At 35.6% G+C, this 25,201-nt stretch carries 20 protein-coding genes; 10 read left to right on the top strand and 10 right to left on the bottom strand.

Going from position 1 to position 25,201, the window contains the following annotated elements; translation table 11 throughout:
- On the top strand, positions 1–1,290 hold the full coding sequence (gene hemL, locus V7Z48_RS09405; RefSeq protein ID WP_334113165.1) for a glutamate-1-semialdehyde 2,1-aminomutase: 1,290 nt from the start codon (positions 1–3) through the stop codon (positions 1,288–1,290).
- Positions 1,291–1,394: 104 nt separating this feature from the next.
- Here the strand turns inward: hemL and V7Z48_RS09400 are convergent, their stop codons facing one another.
- The 3 genes from V7Z48_RS09400 to V7Z48_RS09390 form a co-directional block, all read right to left on the bottom strand.
- Complete coding sequence (locus V7Z48_RS09400) at positions 1,395–1,724, bottom strand: hypothetical protein (RefSeq protein ID WP_334113164.1); 330 nt, start codon at positions 1,722–1,724, stop codon at positions 1,395–1,397.
- A gap of 32 nt (positions 1,725–1,756) precedes the next feature.
- The gene (locus V7Z48_RS09395) at positions 1,757–2,191 is read right to left on the bottom strand and encodes a hypothetical protein (RefSeq protein WP_334113162.1); all 435 of its coding nucleotides are present in this window, start codon (positions 2,189–2,191) and stop codon (positions 1,757–1,759) included.
- A gap of 108 nt (positions 2,192–2,299) precedes the next feature.
- Positions 2,300–2,746: a hypothetical protein gene (locus V7Z48_RS09390; RefSeq protein ID WP_334113161.1), complete on the bottom strand. Its 447-nt coding sequence runs from the start codon at positions 2,744–2,746 to the stop codon at positions 2,300–2,302.
- A gap of 154 nt (positions 2,747–2,900) precedes the next feature.
- Here V7Z48_RS09390 and V7Z48_RS09385 point away from each other — a divergent pair, with 154 nt between their 5' ends.
- Both V7Z48_RS09385 and V7Z48_RS09380 read left to right on the top strand, forming a co-directional pair.
- Entirely contained in the window at positions 2,901–3,779 is an 879-nt protein-coding gene (locus tag V7Z48_RS09385; protein ID WP_334113160.1) for an alpha/beta hydrolase, read from the top strand.
- A 70-nt stretch (positions 3,780–3,849) separates the two neighbouring features.
- Positions 3,850–4,563, top strand: coding sequence for an alpha/beta hydrolase (locus V7Z48_RS09380; protein WP_334113159.1), 714 nt, complete (start codon positions 3,850–3,852; stop codon positions 4,561–4,563).
- Positions 4,564–4,616: 53 nt separating this feature from the next.
- Here V7Z48_RS09380 and V7Z48_RS09375 read toward each other — a convergent pair whose 3' ends face one another.
- From V7Z48_RS09375 to lysS, 4 genes are all read right to left on the bottom strand, one after another.
- Positions 4,617–7,085: a zinc-dependent metalloprotease gene (locus tag V7Z48_RS09375; RefSeq protein WP_334113175.1), complete on the bottom strand. Its 2,469-nt coding sequence runs from the start codon at positions 7,083–7,085 to the stop codon at positions 4,617–4,619.
- Positions 7,086–7,213: 128 nt separating this feature from the next.
- Positions 7,214–8,482: a hypothetical protein gene (locus V7Z48_RS09370; protein ID WP_334113158.1), complete on the bottom strand. Its 1,269-nt coding sequence runs from the start codon at positions 8,480–8,482 to the stop codon at positions 7,214–7,216.
- A 69-nt stretch (positions 8,483–8,551) separates the two neighbouring features.
- The gene (locus V7Z48_RS09365; protein WP_334113157.1) at positions 8,552–9,475 is read right to left on the bottom strand and encodes an endonuclease/exonuclease/phosphatase family protein; all 924 of its coding nucleotides are present in this window, start codon (positions 9,473–9,475) and stop codon (positions 8,552–8,554) included.
- Between the two features lie 5 nt (positions 9,476–9,480).
- On the bottom strand, positions 9,481–11,172 hold the full coding sequence (gene lysS / locus V7Z48_RS09360) for a lysine--tRNA ligase (RefSeq protein ID WP_334113156.1): 1,692 nt from the start codon (positions 11,170–11,172) through the stop codon (positions 9,481–9,483).
- A 147-nt stretch (positions 11,173–11,319) separates the two neighbouring features.
- On the opposite strand from lysS, the gene V7Z48_RS09355 reads away from it, so the two are divergent.
- The gene (locus V7Z48_RS09355) at positions 11,320–11,478 is read left to right on the top strand and encodes a YqaE/Pmp3 family membrane protein (RefSeq protein ID WP_334113155.1); all 159 of its coding nucleotides are present in this window, start codon (positions 11,320–11,322) and stop codon (positions 11,476–11,478) included.
- Positions 11,479–11,498: 20 nt separating this feature from the next.
- On the top strand, positions 11,499–12,212 hold the full coding sequence (gene lipB / locus V7Z48_RS09350) for a lipoyl(octanoyl) transferase LipB (RefSeq protein ID WP_334113154.1): 714 nt from the start codon (positions 11,499–11,501) through the stop codon (positions 12,210–12,212).
- On the opposite strand, the gene V7Z48_RS09345 is transcribed toward lipB, so the two are convergent.
- The 3 genes from V7Z48_RS09345 to V7Z48_RS09335 all read right to left on the bottom strand — a co-directional run bounded on the left by V7Z48_RS09345 (position 12,200) and on the right by V7Z48_RS09335 (position 16,382).
- Positions 12,200–13,249 (bottom strand): nucleoid-associated protein, encoded by a 1,050-nt coding sequence (locus V7Z48_RS09345; RefSeq protein WP_334113153.1) that lies wholly within the window; start codon positions 13,247–13,249, stop codon positions 12,200–12,202. The genes lipB and V7Z48_RS09345 overlap by 13 nt on opposite strands.
- Before the next feature lie 19 nt (positions 13,250–13,268).
- A complete protein-coding gene (locus V7Z48_RS09340; protein WP_334113152.1) occupies positions 13,269–15,692 on the bottom strand; it encodes a hypothetical protein in 2,424 nt (807 codons plus the stop codon).
- An 87-nt stretch (positions 15,693–15,779) separates the two neighbouring features.
- Positions 15,780–16,382 (bottom strand): ribonuclease HII, encoded by a 603-nt coding sequence (locus tag V7Z48_RS09335; RefSeq protein ID WP_334113151.1) that lies wholly within the window; start codon positions 16,380–16,382, stop codon positions 15,780–15,782.
- Positions 16,383–16,587: 205 nt separating this feature from the next.
- On the opposite strand from V7Z48_RS09335, the gene V7Z48_RS09330 reads away from it, so the two are divergent.
- The 5 genes from V7Z48_RS09330 to V7Z48_RS09310 all read left to right on the top strand — a co-directional run bounded on the left by V7Z48_RS09330 (position 16,588) and on the right by V7Z48_RS09310 (position 24,967).
- Complete coding sequence (locus V7Z48_RS09330) at positions 16,588–19,683, top strand: SusC/RagA family TonB-linked outer membrane protein (RefSeq protein ID WP_334113150.1); 3,096 nt, start codon at positions 16,588–16,590, stop codon at positions 19,681–19,683.
- 15 nt (positions 19,684–19,698) lie between these two features.
- Positions 19,699–21,195 (top strand): RagB/SusD family nutrient uptake outer membrane protein, encoded by a 1,497-nt coding sequence (locus V7Z48_RS09325; protein WP_334113149.1) that lies wholly within the window; start codon positions 19,699–19,701, stop codon positions 21,193–21,195.
- Between the two features lie 12 nt (positions 21,196–21,207).
- Positions 21,208–22,059, top strand: coding sequence for a hypothetical protein (locus V7Z48_RS09320; protein WP_334113148.1), 852 nt, complete (start codon positions 21,208–21,210; stop codon positions 22,057–22,059).
- Between the two features lie 56 nt (positions 22,060–22,115).
- Positions 22,116–22,865 (top strand): hypothetical protein, encoded by a 750-nt coding sequence (locus tag V7Z48_RS09315; protein WP_334113147.1) that lies wholly within the window; start codon positions 22,116–22,118, stop codon positions 22,863–22,865.
- A 134-nt stretch (positions 22,866–22,999) separates the two neighbouring features.
- Positions 23,000–24,967 (top strand): putative porin, encoded by a 1,968-nt coding sequence (locus V7Z48_RS09310; protein ID WP_334113146.1) that lies wholly within the window; start codon positions 23,000–23,002, stop codon positions 24,965–24,967.
- The last annotated feature ends 234 nt before the right edge of the window (positions 24,968–25,201 follow it).

The following is a 25,201-nucleotide window of genomic DNA, read 5'->3' as shown; positions in this document are numbered from 1 at the left end:
ATGCTTTATAAAAGAAGTAGTGCGCTATTTAAAATGGCCGAACAGGTAATCCCTGGCGGTGTGAATTCACCAGTAAGGGCGTTTGGCGCTGTGGGTGGCACACCAGTTTTTGCAAAGTCGGCCAAGGGCGCTTATATCACTGATGAAGACGGGAACCAATTAATTGATTATATCAGTTCGTGGGGACCCATGATTTTAGGTCATGCTTACGAACCTGTTGTCAACGCTGTTATAGAAAAGGCTCAGTTGGGTACTTCATTTGGCATGCCAACTGAGTTGGAGACAAAAATTGCAGAATTAGCGGTAAGTATGGTGCCGAATATTGATAAAATTAGGTTTGTTAATTCTGGTACTGAGGCTTGTATGAGTGCTGTACGGTTGTCACGTGGTTTTACTAAAAAGGATAAGATTATTAAATTTGCCGGTTGCTATCACGGGCATAGCGATTCTTTTTTGATTCAAGCCGGAAGCGGCGCCGTTACTTTTGGCATGCCAAATAGCCCTGGCGTTACGCAAGGCACTGCCAAAGACACGTTGCTGGCTCGCTATAACGATATTGAGAACGTGAAAGCGATTATTGAAGCTAATAAAAACGATATCGCTTGCATCATTATTGAGCCTGTAGCTGGTAATATGGGTTGTATTCCGCCAAGATCGGGATTTTTAGAAGCCTTAAGAAGCTTATGTGATGCGCATCAAATATTACTGGTATTTGATGAGGTGATGACTGGTTTTAGATTGGCTAAAGGCGGCGTCCAGGAATTATTTAATATCAAAGCCGATATTGTTTGCTTTGGAAAAGTGATTGGTGGTGGATTACCAGTTGGTGCATTTGCAGCCAGAAATGAGATTATGGATTATTTAGCACCTATCGGGCCAGTTTATCAAGCGGGAACTTTAAGCGGGAACCCTTTAGCAATGGCTGCTGGCTATGCTATGTTAAATGCCTTAAATAGCGATGATACTATTTTTAAAAGTTTAAACGACAAGACAGCGTATTTGCATGAAGGTTTAGAAAATGTTTTAAATAGCAGTGGTATCCACTATACAATTAATAGAGTAGGTTCAATGATTTCAGTTCATTTTAGCGATGTGGCTGTAATTGATTTTGAAACTGCAGCTATGGGAAACAACGATACGTTTAAGCAATTTTTTCACGGTATGCTCAACGAGGGTATTTATTTACCTCCGAGCGCTTTTGAAAGTTGGTTTTTGAATGATGCCTTATCGTATGAAGATATTGACAAGACTATTGCAGCAGCGGAAAAGGTCTTAAAAACTATTCAATAAAAAAAAGAGCGACCTTTTAAAGTGTTGCTCTTTTAGTAGATTATATTTTAAAGGAAAGGCGGATAGTTCTCATGCCATCTTCCCATTTATTTTTAATTGAGATTTTATTTGATACTCTGTTGTATTTTTTTGTAGTGATTGAACTGCTCTTCCGTAAGTGTCGTAGCCAACTTGTTTTCTAATCTTGCATCGATTTTAGCCTTCCATTCTTTGTTAGCTTGCAAATCAACACTTAAAGTACGATAAGCAGCTTGGTACTCTTTGCATATTTCATAAACTTGATCTCTTTGCTCATCACTAAATTTGAGCTGTTTTCTCAGTTCTTCAGTTTGCTCAGCGGCGGCGGCATTTACTTCAACTTTATTTTGTGCAGTTACAGTTGAACTTGCTGCAAATAGGGTAAATAATAGTACGAATAATGATAATTTTCTCATTTAAAAGTTGTTATTTTAAGGGGTTATATAGGTTATTTTGGACTTAATTGATTTTTGACAAGATCATTAAATAAGCCCATTTGCTTCTCGTCAATTATGGTACTTAGTTCCTTTGTAAAATCCTGGTCTTTGAATAATTCTGCAGAGACAAAATCTTGTTCAAAGGTTTTAGATTTTGAAATTTCTTGAACGTTATCACTCGCCACAGTTGCCATCAACTTTTGATATTTTTCACCTTTCAAATGTTTTTGAATTAAACTTGTTACAGAATAATACTGATCTTCAGATAAGCTTAGGTGTTTAGCTAATTTTCTTCCTTGAAGCTGACCAAGGTTTTCGGCATTTGGTTTAAGGATTTGTTTTTCGCTGGAAACGTTATTCTGTTTAGCTAATGTCCGGCGTTCTTGCGCATTTAAGCTAAAACTAAAAATAAATGCAAATACTATTATTAATACATTGGTTTTCATATCTCTAAAAATTTTGGAAGTGGAAAGATAGAAAAAATATTTTAAAAGAATAAAGGAAGTCTCGTTTTTTGAAACGACTTCCTTATTTTTTCGATAAAGTAGAACATATTATCGTTGAGGTTTCATTTGAATTTTATTTCTACGCTGTTGATTTATGCTTTTCCATGTGTCGAACTGGGTATCGGTTAAGATCATTTTCATCTTATTTTGAAATTCGATTTGATGGTCCAAACGTTCCGATCTCATTTTGTAGAAATCTTCAGACGAAATATTTGTAGAATCTTTTCTAAATCCTTTTTGCGGTCTGTTTTGCATGTTTGCTTTCCTGTTTGATATTTCGCTTACAAGTAAGGCTTTGATGCTTTTTTGTTGCGATTCGTTAAGATCAAGTTGAAGCGTAAGTTCTTTGGTTCGTAGGGTAGCCATTTCTTCAGCCGAAAGATTAGAGGCTATTCTAGAACGTTCCATTTTTTGTCTTTGCTGCATTCCTTCGGTTTTTTGGGCAAAGCTTCCAAGACTTATAAGGAAAGCGATTAAAATAAGTGCATTTTTCATGATATTCAATTTAAGGTTCAATTCTAAGACGTTTTTTATATACATTGGTTTAATGGGATGTCATTTTTTAACCAAGACTTAACAATTTCAGATTTTTCCGTATATTTAATTGCATCATTGAGTTTCGTATCTTAAAACTTTAATTAGAGCGTTAATGCCGTATTGGTTATATATTTCAATTTTAGTCATTGCCATTTATTTGGTGATTAGTATTGCGCTGTATTATTTACAGGATTACTTATTATTTAAGCCCGAGAAATTACCGAAGGATTTTCAGTTTAATTACGATAACCAAGAGTTTAAAGAGTATAATCTCACCACTAGAGACGGTGCGGTGATTAACGGATTGTTATTTAAAACCAAAGAAACCCCCAAGGGTATTGTGCTTTATCTCAAAGGGAATTCTAAAAGTATCAAAGGTTGGGGAAAGTTTGCTGTTGATTTTACAAGACTTGGATACAGTGTTTTAATGCTAGATTATCGCGGTTTTGGAAAAAGTACAGGCAAGCGAACTCAAAAAGCTATTAAACGCGATTTACAGGAAGTCTATAACAAAATTAAGAGCTTAACTAGCGAAAGCAACATCATTTTGTATGGTAGATCTTTAGGCTCTGGTTTTGCTACTAAGCTGGCTTCTATAAACAATCCTAAGTTACTAATTTTAGACGCACCTTATTACAGCTTAACTAAAGTCACCACACGGTTTATGCCATTTATGCCGCTATCAATTTTAATTAAATATCCGTTGCCAACTTATAAATGGTTGAAATATGTTCGCTGTCCGATTCATATCATTCACGGTACGAATGACAAGCTCATACCCTATAAAACAAGTGTTAAACTGAGTAAAATTAATTCTGAAAGAACGAGACTACATACGGTTATTGGCGGTGGTCATAAAGATTTAAATAATTTCCCAGCCTATCATAGCATGTTAGAGGAAATTATTTTACAACCAACCACCACAGTCGATCTTTCAAAAACGAGTATAAATGTTATTCACACTCAAAAAAAAGCAACTAAAAAGACTTAAGCATTTTGCTGTAGGTTTTGTCTTGATCTATTTACTAATGGTTTCCGCTCTGTACCTCTTACAAGAAAAAATGATTTTTAGACCTACGAGTTTACCTTCTGAATATGTCTTTCAATTTGGCCAGCCTTTTGAAGAATTGTTTTTAGAAACTGACCGAAAAGGAACGGTCATTAATGCATTGCATTTTAAGCTCAAAGCTCCAAAGGGTGTTGTGCTTTATTTTCACGGCAATGCCGGTAATTTGAGTCGTTGGGGCGTTATTGCATCGGAGTTAACAAAGTACAATTACGATGTTTTTGTGATGGATTACAGAACCTACGGAAAGAGTACTGGCATTTTAAGCGAGGATGGTCTTTATAATGACGCGCAGCATTGTTATGAATATCTTGTTGGTTTGGGCTATTCAAACATCGTTGTATATGGTAGGTCTTTGGGTACAGCAATGGCTTTAAATGTTGCTAGTAAGCATAAGGTTTCTCATGTTATTTTAGAAACACCTTTTTACAGTATCGCAGATGTAGCTAAAAAGCGTTTTCCGGTTTTTCCAGTTGAAAAATTGATCAAATATCATTTCTCCAATTTTGAAAGTATTGAGGAGGTGAGTTCAGCCATGACCATTATTCATGGTACAAGCGATCGGGTAGTGCCCATAAAATCTTCAATAAAGTTATTTGAGTCTGCACCAAAACAAACCAAATTTATTACTGTTGAAAAGGCTTCGCATAATAATTTGTCCGACTTTGAAACGTATTGGCAAAGCATAGACGGTATATTAGGTAAATAAAAAAAGGCTTCAAACGATTCATTTGAAGCCTTTAAAAATTTATAAACTTTGTGTTAACTTTTAGGGTTTAAAATGGCGTCAATGCGTTCTAAGGCATCTTGCAAATGAATTTTACTCATGGTATCACCTGTTCTTCCAACAGCGTTTCTAATCGATGATTGTAAGGCTTTAAGTTCTGCTCTTACAACGGCTCTTATATCCGACTGGCTTACATTTACACTGGTTCGCGAAATAAATCGTCTAAATTCAGCTGGCACATTTCCTTGCTCATTTTTCATGATAAATTCTAAGCGCTCAATGTAGGCGCGTTGAAGATTTCTTCGGTAAATATCTATACTTCTACCAGCATTTAATTCGCTAAACAAGCCTTTTCTTAAATCTTGCATCATCGTTAATAAGGGATAAGCTTCACGACCATTAACAGTCTCGTTTTCTAACATTCTGGCCATTCTGCCAAAATCAAGAATATCATTTAAAGTTCTGGTTTGTAAACTTCTAACGCGTTCCACTTGACCAGCACTTTCAAATTTATTGAAAATATTATCGTCCAGCATCCATGTTGGTGTTATAAATAGTTCTTTTTGAAGAAAGTCTAATGATTCTTTTTGACGGTTTTTATCAACATGGGTATAAACAGCACCTTCTTGGTCATAGGTTTTATAGTATTCATAAACACCACCAATATTAGATGTTACATGTCCCATATATCTGGCAAATTGACCAACAACTTGTCCGTACATGGTTTCTAAATCGTCGTAATTTTTACCATCTTCGGCAGTCCATTCAATTAAATTTGGAATGATTCGTTTAAGGTTTGCGATTCCATAATTACTTGCTTTTACGGCATCATCGCCTAAATCTTCAGTTTGAGAACTAGGGTCAATTACACCGCCACTTTGTTGACGACCAAATCGGTACATAGGATCTCCTGCGTGTTCTAATATCCAGCTATCAAGAATTGGTTTTTCGTCTTCGGCTGTTTTAGCTTCTAAAATAGGTTTGTAACCCCAAGCAATAGAATACTTATCGTAAATCCCTATTTCTGGCATGAGCGCAACGCCTTCGTCACCTGGTTGCGCTATGTAATTAAATCGCGCATAGTCCATGATAGAAGGTGCGGTACCGTATTTTTTTGTGAATTCAGGATCGCGTAGTTTATCAACTGGATAAGCGACACTGCTACCCATGTTATGAGGTAAGCCTAAAGTGTGTCCTACTTCGTGTGCAGATACAAAACGTATTAAGCGTCCCATAACTTCATCTTTAAAGGCAACACCTCGTGCATCTGGGTTGATGGCAGCTGTTTGCACAAAGAACCAGTTACGCAGTAAGGTCATAACGTTGTGATACCAATTAATATCACTTTCGATTATTTCTCCCGAACGCGGATCGCTAACGTGAGGACCGTTTGCATTAGGAATCGGAGATGCCAAATAGCGCACTACAGAGTAACGAGCATCTTCTGGGCTCCATTCTGGATCTTCTTCTACGGTTGGTGGTTCCATAGCGATAATGGCATTTTTGAAACCTGCGGCCTCAAAAGCAACTTGCCAATCTTCAATACCTTGTTTTATATAAGGCTTCCATTGGTCGGGCGTGGCTCTATCAACGTAGTAGATTATTTGTTTTTTCGGCTCTACTAATTCACCTCTTTTAAATTTTTCTATATCTTCATCTTTTACTTCAAGACGCCATCTGTCTAAATATCTAACAGTTTTACTTTCTTGTACTGGTAAGCCATAATCGATGGTTGCACTTGTAAACCAACCTACACGCTGGTCGAAAATACGACGCTTCATAGGTTCTTTTGGTAGTAAAATCATGGAGTTGTTGATCTCTAATGAAATATTTCCTGTACTTGTATTTGATGGTGCTTTTGAGGCTGCATATGTTTTTACATGGCGACTTTCAATATTAGTCGGATAACTTTTTAAGCTTTCAATATAGGAAAGGCTGTTATCTAATCGGGTAATACCGTATTGCTGTCTTCTACTTTGGGGAAAACCAAGTGGTTTCACATCTGAACTATACAAATCAGTAACCTCAATTACGGTTTTAGTAGAATCCTTGCTGATTGCTTTTATTGGAAAAGTGAACAACACAGGTTCAAAGTTGGAATTGATAACTGCTTCATGGACAGGTAGTGAATCTGCTGCTGTAACGGCTGAGGACACAACGCGTAAAAGTACTTGTTTGTCTTTTTTCTGCCAACGTAGCATTTGCTCGTTGGTCTTTCCTCCACCGAAACCTAATCCACTTGCGGTTTTGGCAATTCTTGTAACCATTAGCATTTCGCGCTCAAATAAAGAATCTGGAATTTCAAAAAAATACGATTCATCAATTTTGTGAACGTCAAATAATCCTTTGTCTGTTACTGCGTCCTTAGTAATTACCTTGCTATAAGGCTGAATATCATTTTTGCCGGGTTTCTTGGCTGGTGCTTCTGAGGAACTTGCAGCAGCAGATTTGGATTTAGAAGCTTTTTTTGTAGTCGAACATGAAGCGACCAAAACAAGCAACATCAAAAAAAATGTTTTTGTAATTAACTGTTTCAAAATAGTTGGAATTAAAAATTAGTGGCGTGAAAATACGCATTAACTTTAGGCAGGAAAACAGTTGTGATAGTTTTAGTATATTTTTAACGCGATTTCTATAAGGTATCTAAATACTCAAATACCAAATCAACGCCTTCATTATGCTTAGACACAGTGCCTATATAAGGCATACTAAATCCAGGAATGTAGGCACTCATTCTAGCTCTAATAGTAAACCTGTTTTCGAATATTTTAGAATCGTCATAAGTAGCTGAGAAATCTAAATCGAGATTGGATTCAAGGTCGCAGAAGCCGCCAGCAATATGGCAATGAGCGCAGTTTATGTCTAAATAGGCACGCGCGCGGTCTTCAAGGCTTAAGCTTTGGTCTTCCCAATCGGGAAGAATCGCCACTGAACTAGGTGAATCTAATCCAGAAATATGATTGTTGTTAATTAATTCTTGCAATTGATTATTGCCATTAACATCAAAATTAAGCGTTCGTAATTTGGGTCCGATAGGCGTTATAATGTTGTAATTATTATGACAGGTAAAACAGTCGGTATTGGAAGGTATTTGATAGGTTAAACTTTTTTGAGTACCTTGAAGATCAATCCATGAAACAGGAACGGGACTACCATTTAAATCTAGCACGGCATCGGTGGCGTCTTCATTCCATTTGTAATCGCCTGTTTGCCATTCACCGTTTAGTTTGAGTAAGATTCTAGTTTCAATAATGTGTTTTCCTAAGGAAGGATTGCGTTCGTCGTTGTAGTAGTAGAAGGTTTTAGCAATTACGGTATTATCAGGGAATATAGGTAATCCGTCGCCGTCGTAGGTCATACTTTCTCCTGAAGGTAGGGCGATGAGTCGCTGCTTGTGTGCATAGTCCGTGAACAATGCAGTATTTAATTTATATTCAAAAGCGTAAATGCTGGGATTTAAATCGCTGAGTGTGCCAGAAAACAGATTCAGTTCAGATAAATTTTGTTTAAATTCTGCAACAACTGGCTCTGCAAGCGTTGTAAAACTATACGCATCTGACCATAGGCTTTCGTTATTCACGCCACAATTAGCTTTGATGTATATTTGATAAGAAGTATTTGCCAATAAGTTGTTAATTTGGAGAGATGAATTAGAGGTATTGATACTATTACCGCTGCCTTGCGTGAATCCATTTATACCAATTTCAACCACAAAAGTGGCACTGGCATCGGTATAATTCCAATTTAAATCTACACTGTTAAAGGTTATATCGCTAGCCTCAATGCCGCTCGGAATTTCGCATTGGGCAATAAGTGCATCGTCATCATTTTTACAACTCGTAAATATAAGTCCTAAAAATAAAAAGGGGATGGCAAACTTTTTCATCAATTTGGGAGACATGTTAATTAAATAGCATCTAAAAGTATTTAAAAATAAGATTTATCTAATTTTTTTTCGATGTATGGTTTATTAATTCTGTTGATCGATTTTTAGACTAAAGCATCCTATTAACAGACTATGGTCTGAAACAGAATAATTTAGCTTTTGGAGTTTTAAGGCCTGATATTTTTTAGAAATCCATATTTGGTCTAATTCGTAAAGCGGTAAACCTCTTGGCCAGGTGTAGGTTAATCCGGTATTCAGGCCACGGAAGGATTGAAAGTCAGATTCGAATTTTTTGAAATAAATGCTTTCAAAGGGCGTATTGAAATCACCTAAAATAAAATCTATACGATTGTTATTTAAATAGTCATAGATAATTTCAAATGGTGTTTTTTTATTGTGTAGTGGACTTCCGTAAAGGTCAACCATCAATATCTCAACAGCATTGTCGCCACTGCTAATCGAAATATGATTCAAAACGTAATCATCGTTTACACCCTCATAGAAAACATTTGTAATTGGGGCTTTACTACCAAAAATCATGTCGCCTTCAAGCTGAATTAGATTATAATTTTTGAATTCGTCTTGGTAAATTTTAAAAATTGAATCTGAAATATAATTTGCTTCAACTAAGCTAATAAATTCTGGGTTTTCGGTATTTACATGTTTCGAAATGATACTGAGTGGTCGGTCTTTTTGTTTGGCAATATTCCAAAATAACACGGTTTGTTTGTTATCTGGCTCTATGATTTTCGGTTCAAAATGAAATGAGTGATACCACCAATAAATGCTTAAAATAAATGTGAGTAGCGTGAGGAATTCGAAAATTCTTTCGTCATTAATAAAGAATATTACGAGCAAAATACCAATTCCAATAAGACCTAATAAGGGAAAGGCATAAAACACGATTCCTGTTACATAAAAATGGTCTTTTATAAAAAAATGGATTAGAATTAAAACAAAATATACAGTAAGAATTAAAATTTTTGCAATCTTAAATCGCCTAATCATTAATTCTATTTGATAGAAACCATTAAATCATCGCCAGATTTTTCAACCTTAGCAATACCATTTTTTGTCAATCCTTTTATGGCTTTATCCCATTTTTTATTTGAAAGTTCTGATTGTTCTTTTAGGAGATTTAAATCGATAGAATTTTTGGATTTGAGTATATTAACTATTGTTTTCTCATCGTCGGTCATACTAACGGCTTTTCTTTCCGGTTTCATCTGCGGAAAAAATAGCACTTCTTGAATGGATTGGTTGTTAGTTAAAAACATGATTAATCTATCCATACCAATGCCCATACCCGATGTTGGTGGCATACCGTATTCTAAAGCTCTAAGAAAATCGTAATCTATAAACTGTGTGGCTTCGTCATCGCCTTTTTCAGCCAACTTTAATTGGTGTTCAAAGCGTTCGCGCTGGTCTATTGGGTCGTTTAATTCGGAGTAGGCATTAGCAACCTCTTTACCGCAAACCATTAATTCAAAACGTTCGGTTAATTCTGGATTTTCCCTGTGTTCTTTGCACAGCGGGCTCATTTCTTTTGGGTAATCGGTAATGAAGGTTGGTTGGATGTAGTTCGATTCGCATTTTTCGCCAAAAATTTCATCTATTAATTTGCCTTTACCCATGGTGTCGTCGACTTCAATTCCCATTGATTTGGCGGCAGATCTGATTTCGCTTTCAGTTTTTCCTGTAATATCAAAGCCTGTAAATTCTTTAATCGCATCGGTCATTGTGACTCTTTTGTAAGGTGCTTTAAAGTTGATATGATGTTTGCCAAAGGTTGCTTCGGTAGTTCCATTTACTGCGATGGCGCAGTGTTCGAGTAGCTGTTCGCAAAACTCCATCATCCAGTTATAGTCTTTGTAGGAAACATAGATTTCCATAGCCGTAAACTCAGGATTATGGGTGCGATCCATGCCTTCGTTTCGGAAGTTTTTAGAAAACTCATAAACACCATCAAAACCACCAACAATCAGTCTTTTTAGATATAATTCGTTCGCAATTCTCATGTATAAGGGAATATCTAAAGAATTGTGATGGGTTTTAAACGGACGTGCCGCAGCACCACCGGGAATTGGTTGCAATACTGGTGTTTCCACTTCAAAATAGCCAGCTTTATTGAAAAAATCACGCATAGCATTGAAAAGCTTGGTGCGTTTGATAAATACTTCTTTTACATGACGATTTACTACCAAATCGGCGTAACGTTGTCTGTATCTCGTTTCAGGATCATTAAATTCGTCGTAGGTATTACCTTCGGCATCTTGTTTAGGTAATGGCAATGGTTTTAGGGCTTTGCTCAGCAGTTTGAAGTGCTTTACCATTACGGTTTTTTCACCAACCTGGGTGGTAAACAATTCGCCTTCAATCCCAATAAAATCGCCAATATCGAGGAGTTTTTTATAGACCTCATTGTAAAGCGTTTTATCTTCACCTGCGCAAATCTCATCTCTATTGAAATACACTTGAATGCGGCCTTCGCTGTCTTGTAATTCAGCAAACGAGGCTTTTCCTTGTATGCGTCGCGACATTAATCGGCCGGCAACTGTCACTTTCTTTCCTTCTGCAAAGTCAGATTTTATGTGTTTAGAAGTATGCGATAATTGAAATAGATCGGCTGGATAGGGATTGATTCCCATGGCTCGAAGTTTACTTAACTTATCGCGTCTCACTAATTCTTGTTCTGAAAGCTGCATAGTGTTTTTTTGTAATTGAGAATGCCTAATTTACTTGAAGTTGCAAAATTACATTTTTTAGAAATTAAGTCTGCAAGTTTTACATTCAAATTTTTTGTCATAATTTGTCCTTGATTTATAAAGAAACTTAAATAAAATCCTTTTTTAATGAGCATTTGGCGTGTTATACTTTCTGTTTTGTTTCCACCTTTAGCAGTGATAGACAAAGGTTGTGGTTCTATTTTAATAGTTTTAATTCTCACGATTTGTGGCTGGGTGCCTGGCGTGATTGCCGCATTGGTAATCTTGAATAATCCGAAGTCGTAAATTTTGTACCTTTGCTAATTATGAATAAAGCAGTAGAAGTAATAGATTTAGGGAGCAAAGATTTTAAAGATACTTGGGACGAACAAGAGCTTCTGTTTAAAGAAATTTTAGACTTAAAAATTAAAAACAGACGGGAAAATGCGAACCTTCAAACGCCTAATTATTTTTTGTTCGTCGAACATCCGCATGTGTATACTTTGGGTAAAAGTGGCGATGTTTCTAATTTATTATTGAACGAGCAACAGCTTAAAGATAAAGGCGCTACATTTTATAAAATAAATCGTGGTGGCGATATTACTTATCATGGTCCAGGCCAAATTGTTGGGTATCCAATTTTAGATTTAGATAATTTTTTCACCGACATTCACAAATACCTTCGATTTCTAGAAGAAACCGTAATACTAACGCTTGCCGAATACGGATTACATGCCGAGCGCAGTCCTGGTGAAACAGGGGTTTGGCTTGGAGTAGGAACGCCATTTGCCCGAAAAATTTGTGCTATGGGTGTTCGCGCAAGCCGTTGGGTAACTATGCATGGTTTTGCCCTAAATGTCAATGCTAATTTGGGTTATTTCGACCATATAATTCCCTGTGGAATTCGAGGTAAAAGTGTTACTTCTTTAAACGTAGAGTTGGGACTTCAAAGGGTTAATGAATCCGAAGTTAAACACAAACTGCTTAAACATTTTTCAGCGCTATTCGAAGCGGAACTTAAAGAACATCAACCTTCTTGATTAAAAAACACTTTGTAAAAGTGCATTTTTTTAACATCGTCGTAACCGCGTTCTAAATATTCGGCTGAAGCATCGGGTGCATCTACGTCTAGTTTTATTTGAATATTGGTGTCGAGATTTATTTCGGTTTTTAGTTGTTTTTTGTGTTTTTTCAGAACCATTTCTGAAACGTCAAATTGATTGCGAATTACAATATTTTCGCGGGTTTCAAAATCCTTTTTATAATCCTGAAAAAGTGTTTTTCGCTGCTCGTCCTCAAAAATATCATCTTTAAAATTTTCGATGTTAATGACCTCATGTTCTTTAAAGAAATCCACTGTTTTTGCTAAAAAAGTACTTTTTTCTTGAAGACCGAAACTAGGTTTTAAAATTTCATCCGAAAAATCTTTGCAAAGCTCAATATAGTTTTTGGTATGTTGGTTATGGTCATCTGGATATTTGATGTTTAGAAAATGTTTGATCCAGTATTGTGCATCGTAATTATTATGGTCCACACTTAGTACGATATTACCTTCGGTATCGGAGGTATTTAGAATGAGGCATCCTTTATCAACTTTTATAGTAGGAATACCTTTTTGAGTTATGATATCATAGCTTTTATTTTCAAGATAGGTTTGAAAAAAATCTGATTTATTTTCAATTTTAAAGATGCCAACGGCGCTTACCATCATTTCTTGGTATTCGATGTCGTTGAACAAGCAAATCAATACGTCGCCGGTTTTAATTTGTGCAGAATTTGACTGTTCAAATAGATGATTTACAATGTGTTTTGAGATATCTACAAATTCAGTTTCGTTGGCAAAAAGCTGGGTGGCATAACTGTAAATTTCGTTGAGTGCGATGTTAGAATGGTGATTGAATCTATAACTTTCAACCACGCTCCCGAAAGGTCGCAACAGGTAATTGAGCATCAGTTGGTAACTCTGCTCATCAAAGTCTATTTCTTTTTCAGAAAATAGATTTTTAGTAGTGTTGAATTTGTTGCCTACTTTATGCAGAATACATTTTGAAATCGCTGTTTTTTGACGTTTTATCATTGGGTAATTTGGGGAAAGGTTATTGAATTTGATACAAAATAATGCTGTTGCTACTGCCAGTTGTGAGCGCTCCTAAAACTTTGTTTTTATCAACGTTATCTAACTGTAAGGTTGCATTGCCATAAACAGGAAAATTATTAATTAAATCGCCTTGGCAATCAAAAAGATAAGCCTTGTTGGTTTGCAAATCGGTGATTGCAACATAAATTTTATCGTTTAAGTAGAAGAGTTTGGGTTGTGTGTAATTTCCAAAGTCTAATTCTACTTCTTTTTTATTAATGATAAGTTTATTTTCTGAAAATGTTACTACGTTTTTACTGCTGGCATCCATAGCCGTGTTCTGGGTGGATTGTGTTCCAGTTAAGGCGGCAATACCGCGGTTATTAATTTGAACAATAAAGCCTTCGGCGCTCATGGTGGTGAATTGGTTGTTGTTTAAAAAAATGTCGTTTTCAGAAAAGTTTATAGACTCTTTTACGTCAATTCTAGTTTTACCCACACGATCTAAAATTTTCATTTTATTTCCTTGCGCAAATACAATGTAATCTTTGTTGCCAATTCTAAAATGTTGCGGTTGTTTAGAGATGGTGGCATTGCTTAAATCTGGTTTAAATCCACTAACGGTTTTACCATTTTTGTCGAGCATTAGCAGTTCGTTATTTTGAGTGATTAGTAGCCTGTAGTTTTTATTGTTATCGTAGTCGAACACCGATAATGGCTGGGTAATGGCATCCTTAAAGTTCATGGGAAAACCAGACACGTCGTTGCCATTTCTATCTAACACATACAGCTTATTTCTAGTAACAAAAGCCAACTGTAAGCGACCATTTTTGTAAGTATCAATTTGCGAAATAATGCCAATAATAGGTCCATCTAATCGTTTTTTCCAATAAATAGCGCCTTTATTAGAAATGAGATACAAAGTATTATTTATGTCTTGGGCTGCAATATCCTTTTCTCTGTTAAGATGGTTGATTACAAATTGAGGTTTCATTAAAATATCGGTATCTAACGAAAGTGAAAATAATTCCGAAACATTTTTGCTACTTCTTTTAAAATTATTGTTAGAAATCACGCCGTTTAAATGCGCAAAATTGTCTTCATAAATGAGTTGAAATGCAGTAAGGTGAGCATCGCTCAATGTAATGTTTTCAGAAGTGTTTAAAAGGTCTTGGAGCAAACTGCTCAATGTTTGGTTATTTTTCAGGATTAGCAACGAACTTTCATCACTTAAATACACAGTAATGGCTTCAAATTTTGCGGAGGCAGCAATGGTGTTATTGTTGGTATAATCGGCAATAAGCTGCTGTGCAAATTCTTGGGTTTTTGTGAACACATAAAAATCGTTCAGTGTGAATACATAATTGACTTCTTCAGAAAAAATAAACGGTTGAAAGCTCTTTCGAAAAACAGTATTATTTTGAACACTATAAATATCTACATCTCTATAGGTTTCAAGTTTATCATTATTTAAAATTTCATCTGAAATTAAGTTGTCATCTAAAAACCTTAAAGCGACTGCCGTATTATTTTTGGTTTCAATTTGTGCAACTTCTACTGCGAGCGTGATAAAGTTTGGTAAGCTGTCAAGATCAATCTGGCTTAATTTAGCTTCGAAATTTGTGTAATCGCTAATTGTTAAACTTTTGAAGTTATCAAAATCGGCGGTAAAGATTTGAACCGCTTTATTTTTTAGAGCTTTGGTATTTTTAAATAATTGTAAAATAGCTATGCTATCAGTGCTTGCTGTTACACCACTAAACCTAATATTCTTAGGTTCAAAACTAAAATCTAAAGTGCTGAAATCGGCAAACACATCGGTAATTGAATCTGTTGGGTTTTGGTTAAAGACTGGTGTTAAAAAACGTTTATTGTAGTTAATGACCGAAACGTCTTTGGTATTATCGATCACTTTAAAATCCTCTAGCAAGCTCAAATTGTCTTCTCTTTTGGAAATGGCTTTTATCAAACAGTCTAAACTATTCGACATAAGAAAATGTTTTCCTTGTGTATAGCTATAGGCAGCTACTTCGTTTAATTTGTAAAAGCGAAATTCCTTTTTAGCGCTTGTAATGATAGAATCGTTATCGAAACCTTCAAAATTGATTGTTAAATTGATAGTGTCCGTAACAAAAAGATAATTTAAAATGCTTTCTGTTTCTAGTGCGATTATCCCTTCGCCATTTTTTTCAACTGCTTCTAAAGGCTGAAGTAGATTCCGAAGGTTAGCGGTTGCAGAAGATTTTTTCAAATCTAAAACAAGCGATTGAGCGTTTAGTTGGGATTTAAAGGTTTCAAAATGGTTAAACCTAATAATATGTGTAAAATCGGACGAAATAAAGTCGATACTAGTGCGCTTTACCTTAGAATCGTCATTGCAACCATATATTAAGGTAAGAAAAGTTAAAACTTTAAAGAGGGAATAAAATAGGGTATGTCGCAAACTGTTCAATTTTAAAAAGCAAAAGTAAACAAAGCCATTCAACTTAGAAAGTTTGCTCATGATATAAAACATGTTCAAAAAAAAGGCTTAGAAATTTAATTTTGACTGGTCGGGTAATAATTTAAAAGATTTCCTGTGATATTTGGTAATGCCATATTTAGCAATTGCATTACGATGCTCTTTGGTAGGATAGCCTTTATTCTGTTTCCAGTTGTACATGGGGTATTCTTCATGAATGCGCTGCATATATTCGTCGCGATAGGTTTTTGCGATAATAGAGGCAGCCGCGATACTCAGGTATTTGGAATCACCTTTTATAATGGTTTCAAAAGGAATATTGTTACAAGGTTTGAATCTATTGCCATCAACAATTATAAATTCAGGCTGTGGTTTAAGCTTTAAAACGGAAAGCTGCATTGCTTTAATAGAAGCGTTTAAAATATTAATGCTGTCGATTTCATCTGGCATTATGTGACAAAAAGCAAAGTCTAAACTGTTCTTCTCAATAATAGTCCTTAATATAGAACGATTCACATGTGAAACCTGTTTGGAATCATTTAAAATATCATTTTTAAAATGATCAGGTAAAAGAACGGCAGCTGCAGTAACAGGCCCTGCAAGACAGCCGCGACCGGCTTCGTCGGTTCCACATTCTGTGGAGTAGGTTGAAAAGTTAGTTAAAAGAGCCATTATTTAAAGGGTAAATGATGCATAAACCAAATTATAAGTTAAATTTGTGTGCAAGCATAACATCATAATTAAAAACGAAGTAATTAAAAAATTGCGTAATCCTTACTAATAACAGCAATTTTATTAACATTTTTTTATTACAATTACTTGCTTATTTAATAAATAATTAAGATGTTTGCGCAAGACTAACTCAAATAATTGTTTTATGAAATTAAAGTTAACATGGTTATTAACGCTATTTATGGCGTTCGTGATGCAGTTTTCCTTTTCTCAAGAGAAGACTATCACAGGTACGGTTACTGGTGCTGACGACGGATTTCCGTTGCCAGGCGTAAATGTAATTGTAAAGGGAACACAAAGAGGAACCCAAACAGATTTTGATGGTAATTTTTCCATTAGAGCCAATACGGGAGATATTTTAGTTTTTTCCTTCGTTGGATATGAAACTGCCGAATCACCAGTAGGCACAAGTAATACCATCAATGTCTCAATGAATACGGGTAATGTGCTTGAAGAAGTCATAATTACTGGTTATGCTACTCAAACGAGAGCAAAATCAAGTGTATCTTCTGTAAGGATATCGGCCGAAACTATTGAAAACAGACCAAATGCAAGTTTTGTTCAAACGTTATCTGGCCAGGTTCCAGGTTTGAATATTACTACTAATACGGGTCAGCCTGGTGCGAATTCTATTGTAAGATTACGTGGGATAAGCTCAATTAATGGTGATACAGAGCCGTTGTTTATTATTGACGGCGTACCTGTTGATCAAGACAACTTCAGATCTTTAAACCCACAAGACATTGCTTCAATTGACGTCTTGAAAGATGCGGGTGCTACATCTATTTATGGTAATAGAGGTGCGAACGGTGTAATTGTTATTACAACCCGAAAAGGCTCTTTCAACCAAGGATTGAAAGTTAATTACAACGGATTTATTTCATTTTCAACAATGCAGGATAATGATTATAACCGAATGTCGTCGCAAGAATTGTTAAGATATGAGCGTACAAGAGGAAATGGGGCAGGTGCTGGTAATAGTACAAGTCTATTTAATCCTGGTGCGGGACAGCCGATGACCGATGCACAAATTGATGCAGCACCTAATTTTGATTGGTTAGATTTCTTTTTTAGCACGGGTGTTACAGAAAATCATAACTTAAGCCTTACTAGTGGCGGTGAAAATTCCAGTCAGTTTACATCTTTTGGGTATTCAGATACTGATGGTATTTTGATTGAAAGTGATTTGAAACGATTTAATTTTCGTTCAAATGTAAGTGGTAAATCAAAAAATAATAAATTTAATTATAACACTAACGTAACGCTAAACTATAGTAAAAGCAATGAACCAACTGCAATTGGTACGGGTGGTATCAACCGAAATTTTGTTTTAGGTGGTTTTCAAGGGGTACCATATTTAACCGCTGATGATTACACTAATGGGGCGGCCTTATTATCTCCGCTATCATTTACTAACACACCTTTGCTTTTGTTAGATTTGGCTAGAACGCACACAAGATTCGAGGAAGAACTTAGATTTGTTGGAGGTTTAACAGCGAGTTATGCATTAACCGATCATTTAACTGCAAATGTTAATTTAGGTGGTGATTATCAAGGAATCACCTTTACACGTGCTGAAGGTCCTGCATCTTTTAATGCTTTATTATTTGGAGGTGCTGCTAACCCAACTTCTGGTTTTCAAGACCAACAAAGCACTCGAATATTTACTTATAATCAAGTTACCTCATTGAATTTTACCAAAACTTTCTGGGATAAACATACTATTGATGTATCTGTTTACTCAGAATATTTTAAAGCACACAGGAGAGGTTTTGGATTCCGTCAAAACGGTTTAAATCCTAAAACATTCTTCCCTGGTGATGGTGCAGGTTTTATTGGAGACGTAGCGGCAAATGATTTGTTTGTTGATACTGTTAATGCCTCTATTAGAAACGCAGGTTTGTTTTCTTATTTTGGAAAAATAGGTTATGATTACGATGAAAGGTATGGTATTGAGGGTGTTTATCGTAGAGATGCTTCTTCTAGATTCGCAGGCTCAAATCGTTGGGCAACCTTCTGGTCGGTTTCAGGTAGATGGAATATTTCAAATGAGAAATTTATGGAAGGTTCTAAAATCAACAACTTGAAGTTAAGAGGTTCTTATGGTACCGCTGGTAACCAAGACATCACTGGAGGTGGTTTGTTTTCAGCATTAGATAACTCATTCGACTTTTTTGCAACAGGAGTAGGTTATGCCGGATTGAATTCTCAGTTTGTTCAGCTTAACCCTAACTTGAATGAACCTTTTGACGGTCGCCCATTAGCAATTATTGGAGATAGAAACCTGAGATGGGAAGAGATAGCCACAGCTAACATCGGTATTGATTTTGGTGTTTGGAATAGCAGATTTAGAGGTTCCATTGATGTTTACGAAAGAGTAACCAACGATTTATATCAATCTGCTCCTGTGTCACCAACTGTTGGTATTACTGGTTCTTTCCTTAATACCGTTATTGAAATGACTAATAGAGGTGTTGATTTTGACTTAAGATACGATTTAATTCAAGCCAAAACAGATCGTGGATTAAGAGTGGAAATTGGAGTTCTTGGTAATTATAATGAAAACGAATTAAATAATTTACCTGGTAATGGCGAGTTAATTGGTACTGGTAGAAATGGTGGGCCACTTGATGAATATTTCACACTTCGTTATGCGGGTGTTAACCCAGCGAATGGTGAATTATTGTACTACACAGCGAATGGTGATTTAACTGAGACTCCTAATGCTAATACTGATAGAGTTTGGTTAGGTAAAAACATCTATCCAGATTGGAATGGTTCGTTAAATTTAAATGTAGATTACAAAGGTTTCTTTTTACAAACACAATGGAATTATGTAGTTGGAGTTGATCGTTTTGATAATGATTATGCCGGTGCAATTAACCCTGATAACGTTGGCCAGTTTACTGCTTCTACGGATATTTTGAGAGCATGGCAACAACCAGGGGATATTACAGACATCCCTAGCTGGACTGCTTCTAACAGAAACTCATTTGTAGATTCAGACCGATTTTTACGTAATGCGGACTTTTTACGTTTACGTTTTGCGAGTTTTGGATATACGTTCTCTGCAAAACAATTGGAAAACACAGGTTTAAACTTTGCGAGAATCTTTTTTAATGGCGAAAACGTATTTACGTTTAGTGAATGGAGAGGTTTTGACCCTGAGGCACAGACTAACATATCAAGACAGTTTCCAACGCCAAGAACTTTATCTGTAGGATTTGAACTAGGATTTTAAAAAAAAATAAATATTATGAAAAAATATAATAAAATATTATTTGTTGCATTATTAGCCATATTTATGGGTTGTAATGATGCAATTGATATTCGTCAACCAGGTAGGTTAGACGCATCAACAGCCTTTTTAAACGTGACTGATTTAGAATCAGGAGTGCTGGGTATGTTGAGAGAATTTGATATTAATCCAGAAATTGCACTAGCGTCTAATTTTTGTGATGAAATATCAATTGGATTTGACAGTGGTGGTCAAGGTTTTGCCCTTTATGACTTTGTTTTAACTCCTGCGTCTTCTGCGGCATCTGATTTTTGGGTTCGTAATTACAGAGGTAATAATCGTGCTACAATTTTAATAGAAGCAGCGGCTAACGTTACACCTATGCCAGGTGAGGAAGAAAGATATAATAACGTGTTAGCAGAGGCGCATGCTTTCAGAGCTTACGTAAATTTCGAATTGTTAACATATTTTAGTCCTAATTTACGGGATGATAGTTCTTTGGGAGCTGTGGTAGTTGATTTTATCCCACCACTAGATTTTCAGCCAACGCGTAACACTACTGGTGAATGCTGGGACTTTATCAATGCTGATTTGGCAATTGCAGATCAACTTTTTTCTACGCAATCTGCCACAACAAGACTGTCGAAAGATTTTATTAAGGCTTTAAGAGCAAGATCTTCTGCATTTAGAGGCGAATATGGAACAACTGCTACATTGGCGCAGGAATTATTAAATAGTTATCCAATTGCCAATCAAACGCAATACCAGTTAATGTTTTTGGATGCTGATAATACTGAAATTATTTTTAAACTAGAACGTACTTTGTCTGATCAGTATAATGCCCAAGGTAATACAGGAAGTGTTGCTACAGGTCGTGGATGGGCTGGAGCAAGATTTGCATTCGTAAGTGCAACCCTTGATGGAAGTCCATATTTTGAAATGGATAGAGGTTTATATAATTTAATGGATGTGCCTGGTGATGTTCGTAGAACGGTTAATATAGACCCATCGTCAATCATTAATCCAAATTATGCGACGGATCCTGATCCAGTGAATACTGATATTTTGGTAATAAGAAAATATCCTGGTTCAGAAGGTCAACCTTTAATGAATGATTTAAAGGTGTTTAGATCAGCTGAAATGCTATTATTGTTAGCAGAAGCTCGTGCAGCCGCGAGTAATTTTACGGGTGCAGCCCAGCTAATCCAACAACTTAGAACGGCTCGTTTAGGTTCACCACAACCTTTATCTACCTATACTAGTCAGCAGCAAGCCTTCGCCGCTATTTTACAAGAGCGAAGAATTGAATTGTGCTTTGAAGGTCACAGATATAAGGATCTTAAGCGTTTGGGTGTTGCTGCCAACAGAGGAGTTGATCGCGATCCAACAGATTGTAATGAGCAGAGTGGAGCCTGCACCTTACCAGCTTCAGATTTCAGATTTACTTTACCTATTCCATTAACAGAAATTAATGCAAATCCTGGAATAAGTGCTCAGCAAAACCCTGGTTATTAATTTAACTAAGCTATGAAAAATAGAACTTCATTATTAATAAGTGGCCTGTTGTTGTTGTTAATTACAACAGGCTGCGATGAAGACTTAACTGTTTTTGACGTAAATGGTGGTCAGACCTTGGTCGCATTTGCGTCTAGAACGGTTAATTTTCCTGTAGTTATAGACACACAAGACGAGTTGACTTTAACAGTTAATGTAACAACTGTTTCTGATGTAGATAGATCTTTTGGTTTTGCAATTGTAGAAGAACAATCAAGCTTAGGAACTAGTAATTATAGTTTTGCATCAAATTCAGTTACAATACCAGCTGGCTCCTTTACAGGTGCTATTAATTTGATTGGAATTGACGATGAAAACTTAGATACAGACTCAAAAACCTTAGTTCTTAGAATGAACGAAGGATCTGATTTTGTTACTGGACCTGATTTAACAATTAATGTTTTTCAGGTATGCCCAGTACCATCTGATTTTTTCACTGGTTCGTATGCTATTCAACAATTAAGCGGCTCAGCACCTTTTGGTATAGGAGCAGGTTTTAATAATCAAATTGTTAATATATCAGCGTCTGGTTTATTTCGAAACTTCGAATTTATATATGGAGTAGGTAGTTTTAATTCAGCTTATACAATGGAGTTGGAACTTGTTTGCAATACAATAAGAGTGAATGGTTTCAAAACTCCTAACACTGGCACATTGGGTTGCGGTTCTGGAAGTATCGGTCAATCTACTGCTGCGACACCGGGGTCGTATGATGTGTTTGCCGGGGATGATCAAATACTTGTTCGTCTTAGAGATTTCGATCCTGATAGTGGGTGTGGTCCCGCAAATCAGTATACAGCTGAGTTACTATTTGTAAAACAGTAATGTCAAATTTTAGGAATGAGTGTTTTAAACGCTTATGACCTTATAAAACATATAATATGAAAAAAATTAAAAAATTAATATTACTATCCTTTGTTACTTTAGGATTTATCAGTTGTGATGAAGACTTAGTTGTCTTTGATGCTCAAAATGGGCAAACAGCTATTTCCTTTGGTGGATCAACCTCACAAACGTTATCAATACCAGAGGATGGACTTGTAGTTACAGTTCCGGTGAATAGTACCACTGTATCAACCGCTGATCGTACATTTTCGGTTGTAATAGATGAATCTTCTACCGGAAATAGTTCCGAATATACCGTAGGCTCTGCAACTATTCTGGCCAACCAGTTTGTTGGTAGTATGAATGTGAATTTCGATTTTGATGCAATGGTTGACGGTGAGCAAAATACCTTAATCTTGAATTTAGTTGCCCCTGAAGGCGGCTCAAGTTATAAGGACGTCATTAGTTTCACTTATTTTAGAGAAATTGTTTGTAACGATGTTGAGGTCTCTATTACCTTTGACCAATGGGCAGATGAAACATCATGGCAGATTACTACCAGTCCAGGTGGTGCAGTCGTTGCCTCTGGTGGACCATATGGTGGAGCTCCGGGTGGATCAACATTTTCTGAAACAATATTTTTAGAAGATGGGTGTTACGTATTTACAATTTTTGATGCTTTCGCAGATGGTATTTGTTGCGCGTATGGTGAAGGTTCTTATTCTGTAACCTGCTCTATTTTAGTGCATGCTAGCGGTGCAGAATTTGGTGCCTCTGAATCGACAGAATTCTGCGTAAATCCATAGTACTAATTATTATTATCTTATATTTGATGCGCCTGTACAAAATTGTACAGGCGCTTTTTTTACTTATAAATTACTCTAAAAATAATTAACTGACATTTACGTTACAACAAAGAAAACGACTGTAAAATAATTCAATGAAAAAGATTTATTTTTTATTTCTTGCGTTAGCTCTGGTTAACAATTTATTTTCTCAGGATCCTAAAATAAAAAAGGAAAAAATAAAGCAGCCTTCAGGTAGTGATAGTCTTACTATAAATAGAGTTAGCTCGAAAGTTGATAAGAATAAAATAGCACCCATTACAGATTATATTATCACAGATTATAAGGGCGATATATCTTTTATAGATACCACTTTATCCATTCAAAAAGAATATAAATTTAATTACCTACGCAAAGACAACTTTAATTTAATTGAATTTGCGAACAAGGGCCAGGCCTATAATACTCTTTCGCACGATTTTGATGAAATTAATACCGTACCACTCTTTGGCGCACGCGCAAGGCATTTTAATTATTTTGAAGTTGAGGATATGCATTATTATAAGGTGCCTACACCTACTACAGAATTATTTTACAGGACAGGTATGCAACAAGGGCAGGTTTTGGATGCATTTTTAACCTTGAATACCACCGAACGTTTTAATTTTTCAATTGCTTATAAGGGTATGCGATCTATAGGTAATTATCAACGGCACCTTACCAGCACTGGAAATTTTAGATTCACTTCTAATTATACTAGTAAGAATGAGCGGTACCAAGCTAAGGCTCATATTGTGATGCAGGACTTACTTAATCAAGAAAGTGGTGGGCTTAGAGATCAAGATTTAGAAAACTTTACTGTGGGTTCAGAAGAATTTCTTGATAGAGGTGTTTTTACACCAAACTTGAATAACGCTGAAAATATGCTAAAAGGAAAAAGATTTTACATCAATCATTCTTATGATATTTTCAGAGCTAAAGATTCAGTTGTTAACGCTCTCTCGTTGTTAAATACAACAAAGCTTGAAGATAAATCTTTTCGTTTTTCTCAGCCTACAGCAACCACTGCTTTTTTTGGAGATGCCTTTTCAAGCATTATAAATGATTTAGTCACACTAGAGCACTTTTCTACGAGCTTTGCGGCCTTGTACGAAAATGATTTGCTGGGAAAATTAAGTTTTGGAATTCAATATGATAATTACAATTATGGATACGATAGAATTACATTTATCGATAATCAGGCTATCGTTAACCGATTAAAAGGAGCAGTGGTTGGGCTACTTGCAAGTTATACCAAACGATTTAAAAGTTTTACATTATCAGGAAATGGCAACTTAAACCTAACTGGAGATTTTCAAGGTTATAATTTAAATAGTAAATTGCATTATAAGCTGAATAAAGATTTTGATGTAGAAGGATACTTTAACCTAAATAGTGCTTTGCCAAATTTTAATGCCTTGTTGAATCAAAGTAGTTATGTGAATTATAATTGGGACAATTCAAGTAACTTTTCTAACGTTGATAAACAGCAAATAGGAGCAGATATCAATTCAGATAAATACGGCGCTGCTAAGGTTGAATTCGGGAATATTCTCAATTACACGTATTTCACAGATATATCGGTGGGTACCTCTGAACCTAAAAATATTAAACCAATACAAGCTAATAATCCTATTAATTATATAAAAATTGAATTATCAAAGGAAATTGGTTATCGTAATTTCGGTTTGGACAACAGGGTACTTTATCAAAAAATCACCAATGGTGATGGGGTGTTAAATGTCCCTGATTTTGTAATCAGAAGTAGTCTGTATTATTCGAATGAATTTTTTAAGAAGTCCTTGTTTTTACAAACAGGCGTTACTTTTAATTATTTTACAGCATATAATATGAATGGGTATGACCCTTTGCTGGCGGAGTTTTATGTTCAAAATGAAACGGTTTTGGGAGGCTTTCCAAGATTAGATTTTTTCATTAATGCAAAAGTGCGACAAACACGCATATATTTAAAGGCCGAGCATTTTAATTCATCGTTAACGGGATATGATTATTTTGCTGCTCCTAATTATCCTTATAGGGATTTTATAATCCGTTTTGGGTTGGTTTGGAATTTCTTTTTATAGTGCTGCTGTAATAGGGTTGTGCTATTAGTGGTTGGATAATTTACATAAAGTGCAAAAAAAAATTCTTGAAGTACTTTTGGTATTGAATTTTATTTGTATCTTTATAGTCCGCTCAAAATTAATTACAAATATATTGTTTTATAAAAATATATAAATGAGCGGTTTATACTGCAGTTTAGAAAACCTTAAAAAAAATCAAGAGAAAGGTTTGGAAAGTAGTTAAAAAGGGTTTTA

This window comes from Paucihalobacter sp., assembly GCF_036825875.1.
Lineage (GTDB): Bacteria > Bacteroidota > Bacteroidia > Flavobacteriales > Flavobacteriaceae > Paucihalobacter.
This window is presented reverse-complemented; position numbering and strand designations above follow the sequence as displayed.

Excerpts from the sequence above, each read along its gene's own strand:
- hemL (WP_334113165.1), top strand. The coding sequence starts at position 1 with ATGCTTTATAAAAGAAGTAGTGCGCTATTTAAAATGGCCGAACAGGTA.
- V7Z48_RS09400 (WP_334113164.1), bottom strand. The coding sequence starts at position 1,724 with ATGAGAAAATTATCATTATTCGTACTATTATTTACCCTATTTGCAGCA.
- V7Z48_RS09395 (WP_334113162.1), bottom strand. The coding sequence starts at position 2,191 with ATGAAAACCAATGTATTAATAATAGTATTTGCATTTATTTTTAGTTTT.
- V7Z48_RS09390 (WP_334113161.1), bottom strand. The coding sequence starts at position 2,746 with ATGAAAAATGCACTTATTTTAATCGCTTTCCTTATAAGTCTTGGAAGC.
- V7Z48_RS09385 (WP_334113160.1), top strand. The coding sequence starts at position 2,901 with ATGCCGTATTGGTTATATATTTCAATTTTAGTCATTGCCATTTATTTG.
- V7Z48_RS09380 (WP_334113159.1), top strand. The coding sequence starts at position 3,850 with ATGATTTTTAGACCTACGAGTTTACCTTCTGAATATGTCTTTCAATTT.
- V7Z48_RS09375 (WP_334113175.1), bottom strand. The coding sequence starts at position 7,085 with ATGTTGCTTGTTTTGGTCGCTTCATGTTCGACTACAAAAAAAGCTTCT.
- V7Z48_RS09370 (WP_334113158.1), bottom strand. The coding sequence starts at position 8,482 with ATGTCTCCCAAATTGATGAAAAAGTTTGCCATCCCCTTTTTATTTTTA.
- V7Z48_RS09365 (WP_334113157.1), bottom strand. The coding sequence starts at position 9,475 with ATGATTAGGCGATTTAAGATTGCAAAAATTTTAATTCTTACTGTATAT.
- lysS (WP_334113156.1), bottom strand. The coding sequence starts at position 11,172 with ATGCAGCTTTCAGAACAAGAATTAGTGAGACGCGATAAGTTAAGTAAA.
- V7Z48_RS09355 (WP_334113155.1), top strand. The coding sequence starts at position 11,320 with ATGAGCATTTGGCGTGTTATACTTTCTGTTTTGTTTCCACCTTTAGCA.
- lipB (WP_334113154.1), top strand. The coding sequence starts at position 11,499 with ATGAATAAAGCAGTAGAAGTAATAGATTTAGGGAGCAAAGATTTTAAA.
- V7Z48_RS09345 (WP_334113153.1), bottom strand. The coding sequence starts at position 13,249 with ATGATAAAACGTCAAAAAACAGCGATTTCAAAATGTATTCTGCATAAA.
- V7Z48_RS09335 (WP_334113151.1), bottom strand. The coding sequence starts at position 16,382 with ATGGCTCTTTTAACTAACTTTTCAACCTACTCCACAGAATGTGGAACC.
- V7Z48_RS09330 (WP_334113150.1), top strand. The coding sequence starts at position 16,588 with ATGAAATTAAAGTTAACATGGTTATTAACGCTATTTATGGCGTTCGTG.
- V7Z48_RS09325 (WP_334113149.1), top strand. The coding sequence starts at position 19,699 with ATGAAAAAATATAATAAAATATTATTTGTTGCATTATTAGCCATATTT.
- V7Z48_RS09320 (WP_334113148.1), top strand. The coding sequence starts at position 21,208 with ATGAAAAATAGAACTTCATTATTAATAAGTGGCCTGTTGTTGTTGTTA.
- V7Z48_RS09315 (WP_334113147.1), top strand. The coding sequence starts at position 22,116 with ATGAAAAAAATTAAAAAATTAATATTACTATCCTTTGTTACTTTAGGA.
- V7Z48_RS09310 (WP_334113146.1), top strand. The coding sequence starts at position 23,000 with ATGAAAAAGATTTATTTTTTATTTCTTGCGTTAGCTCTGGTTAACAAT.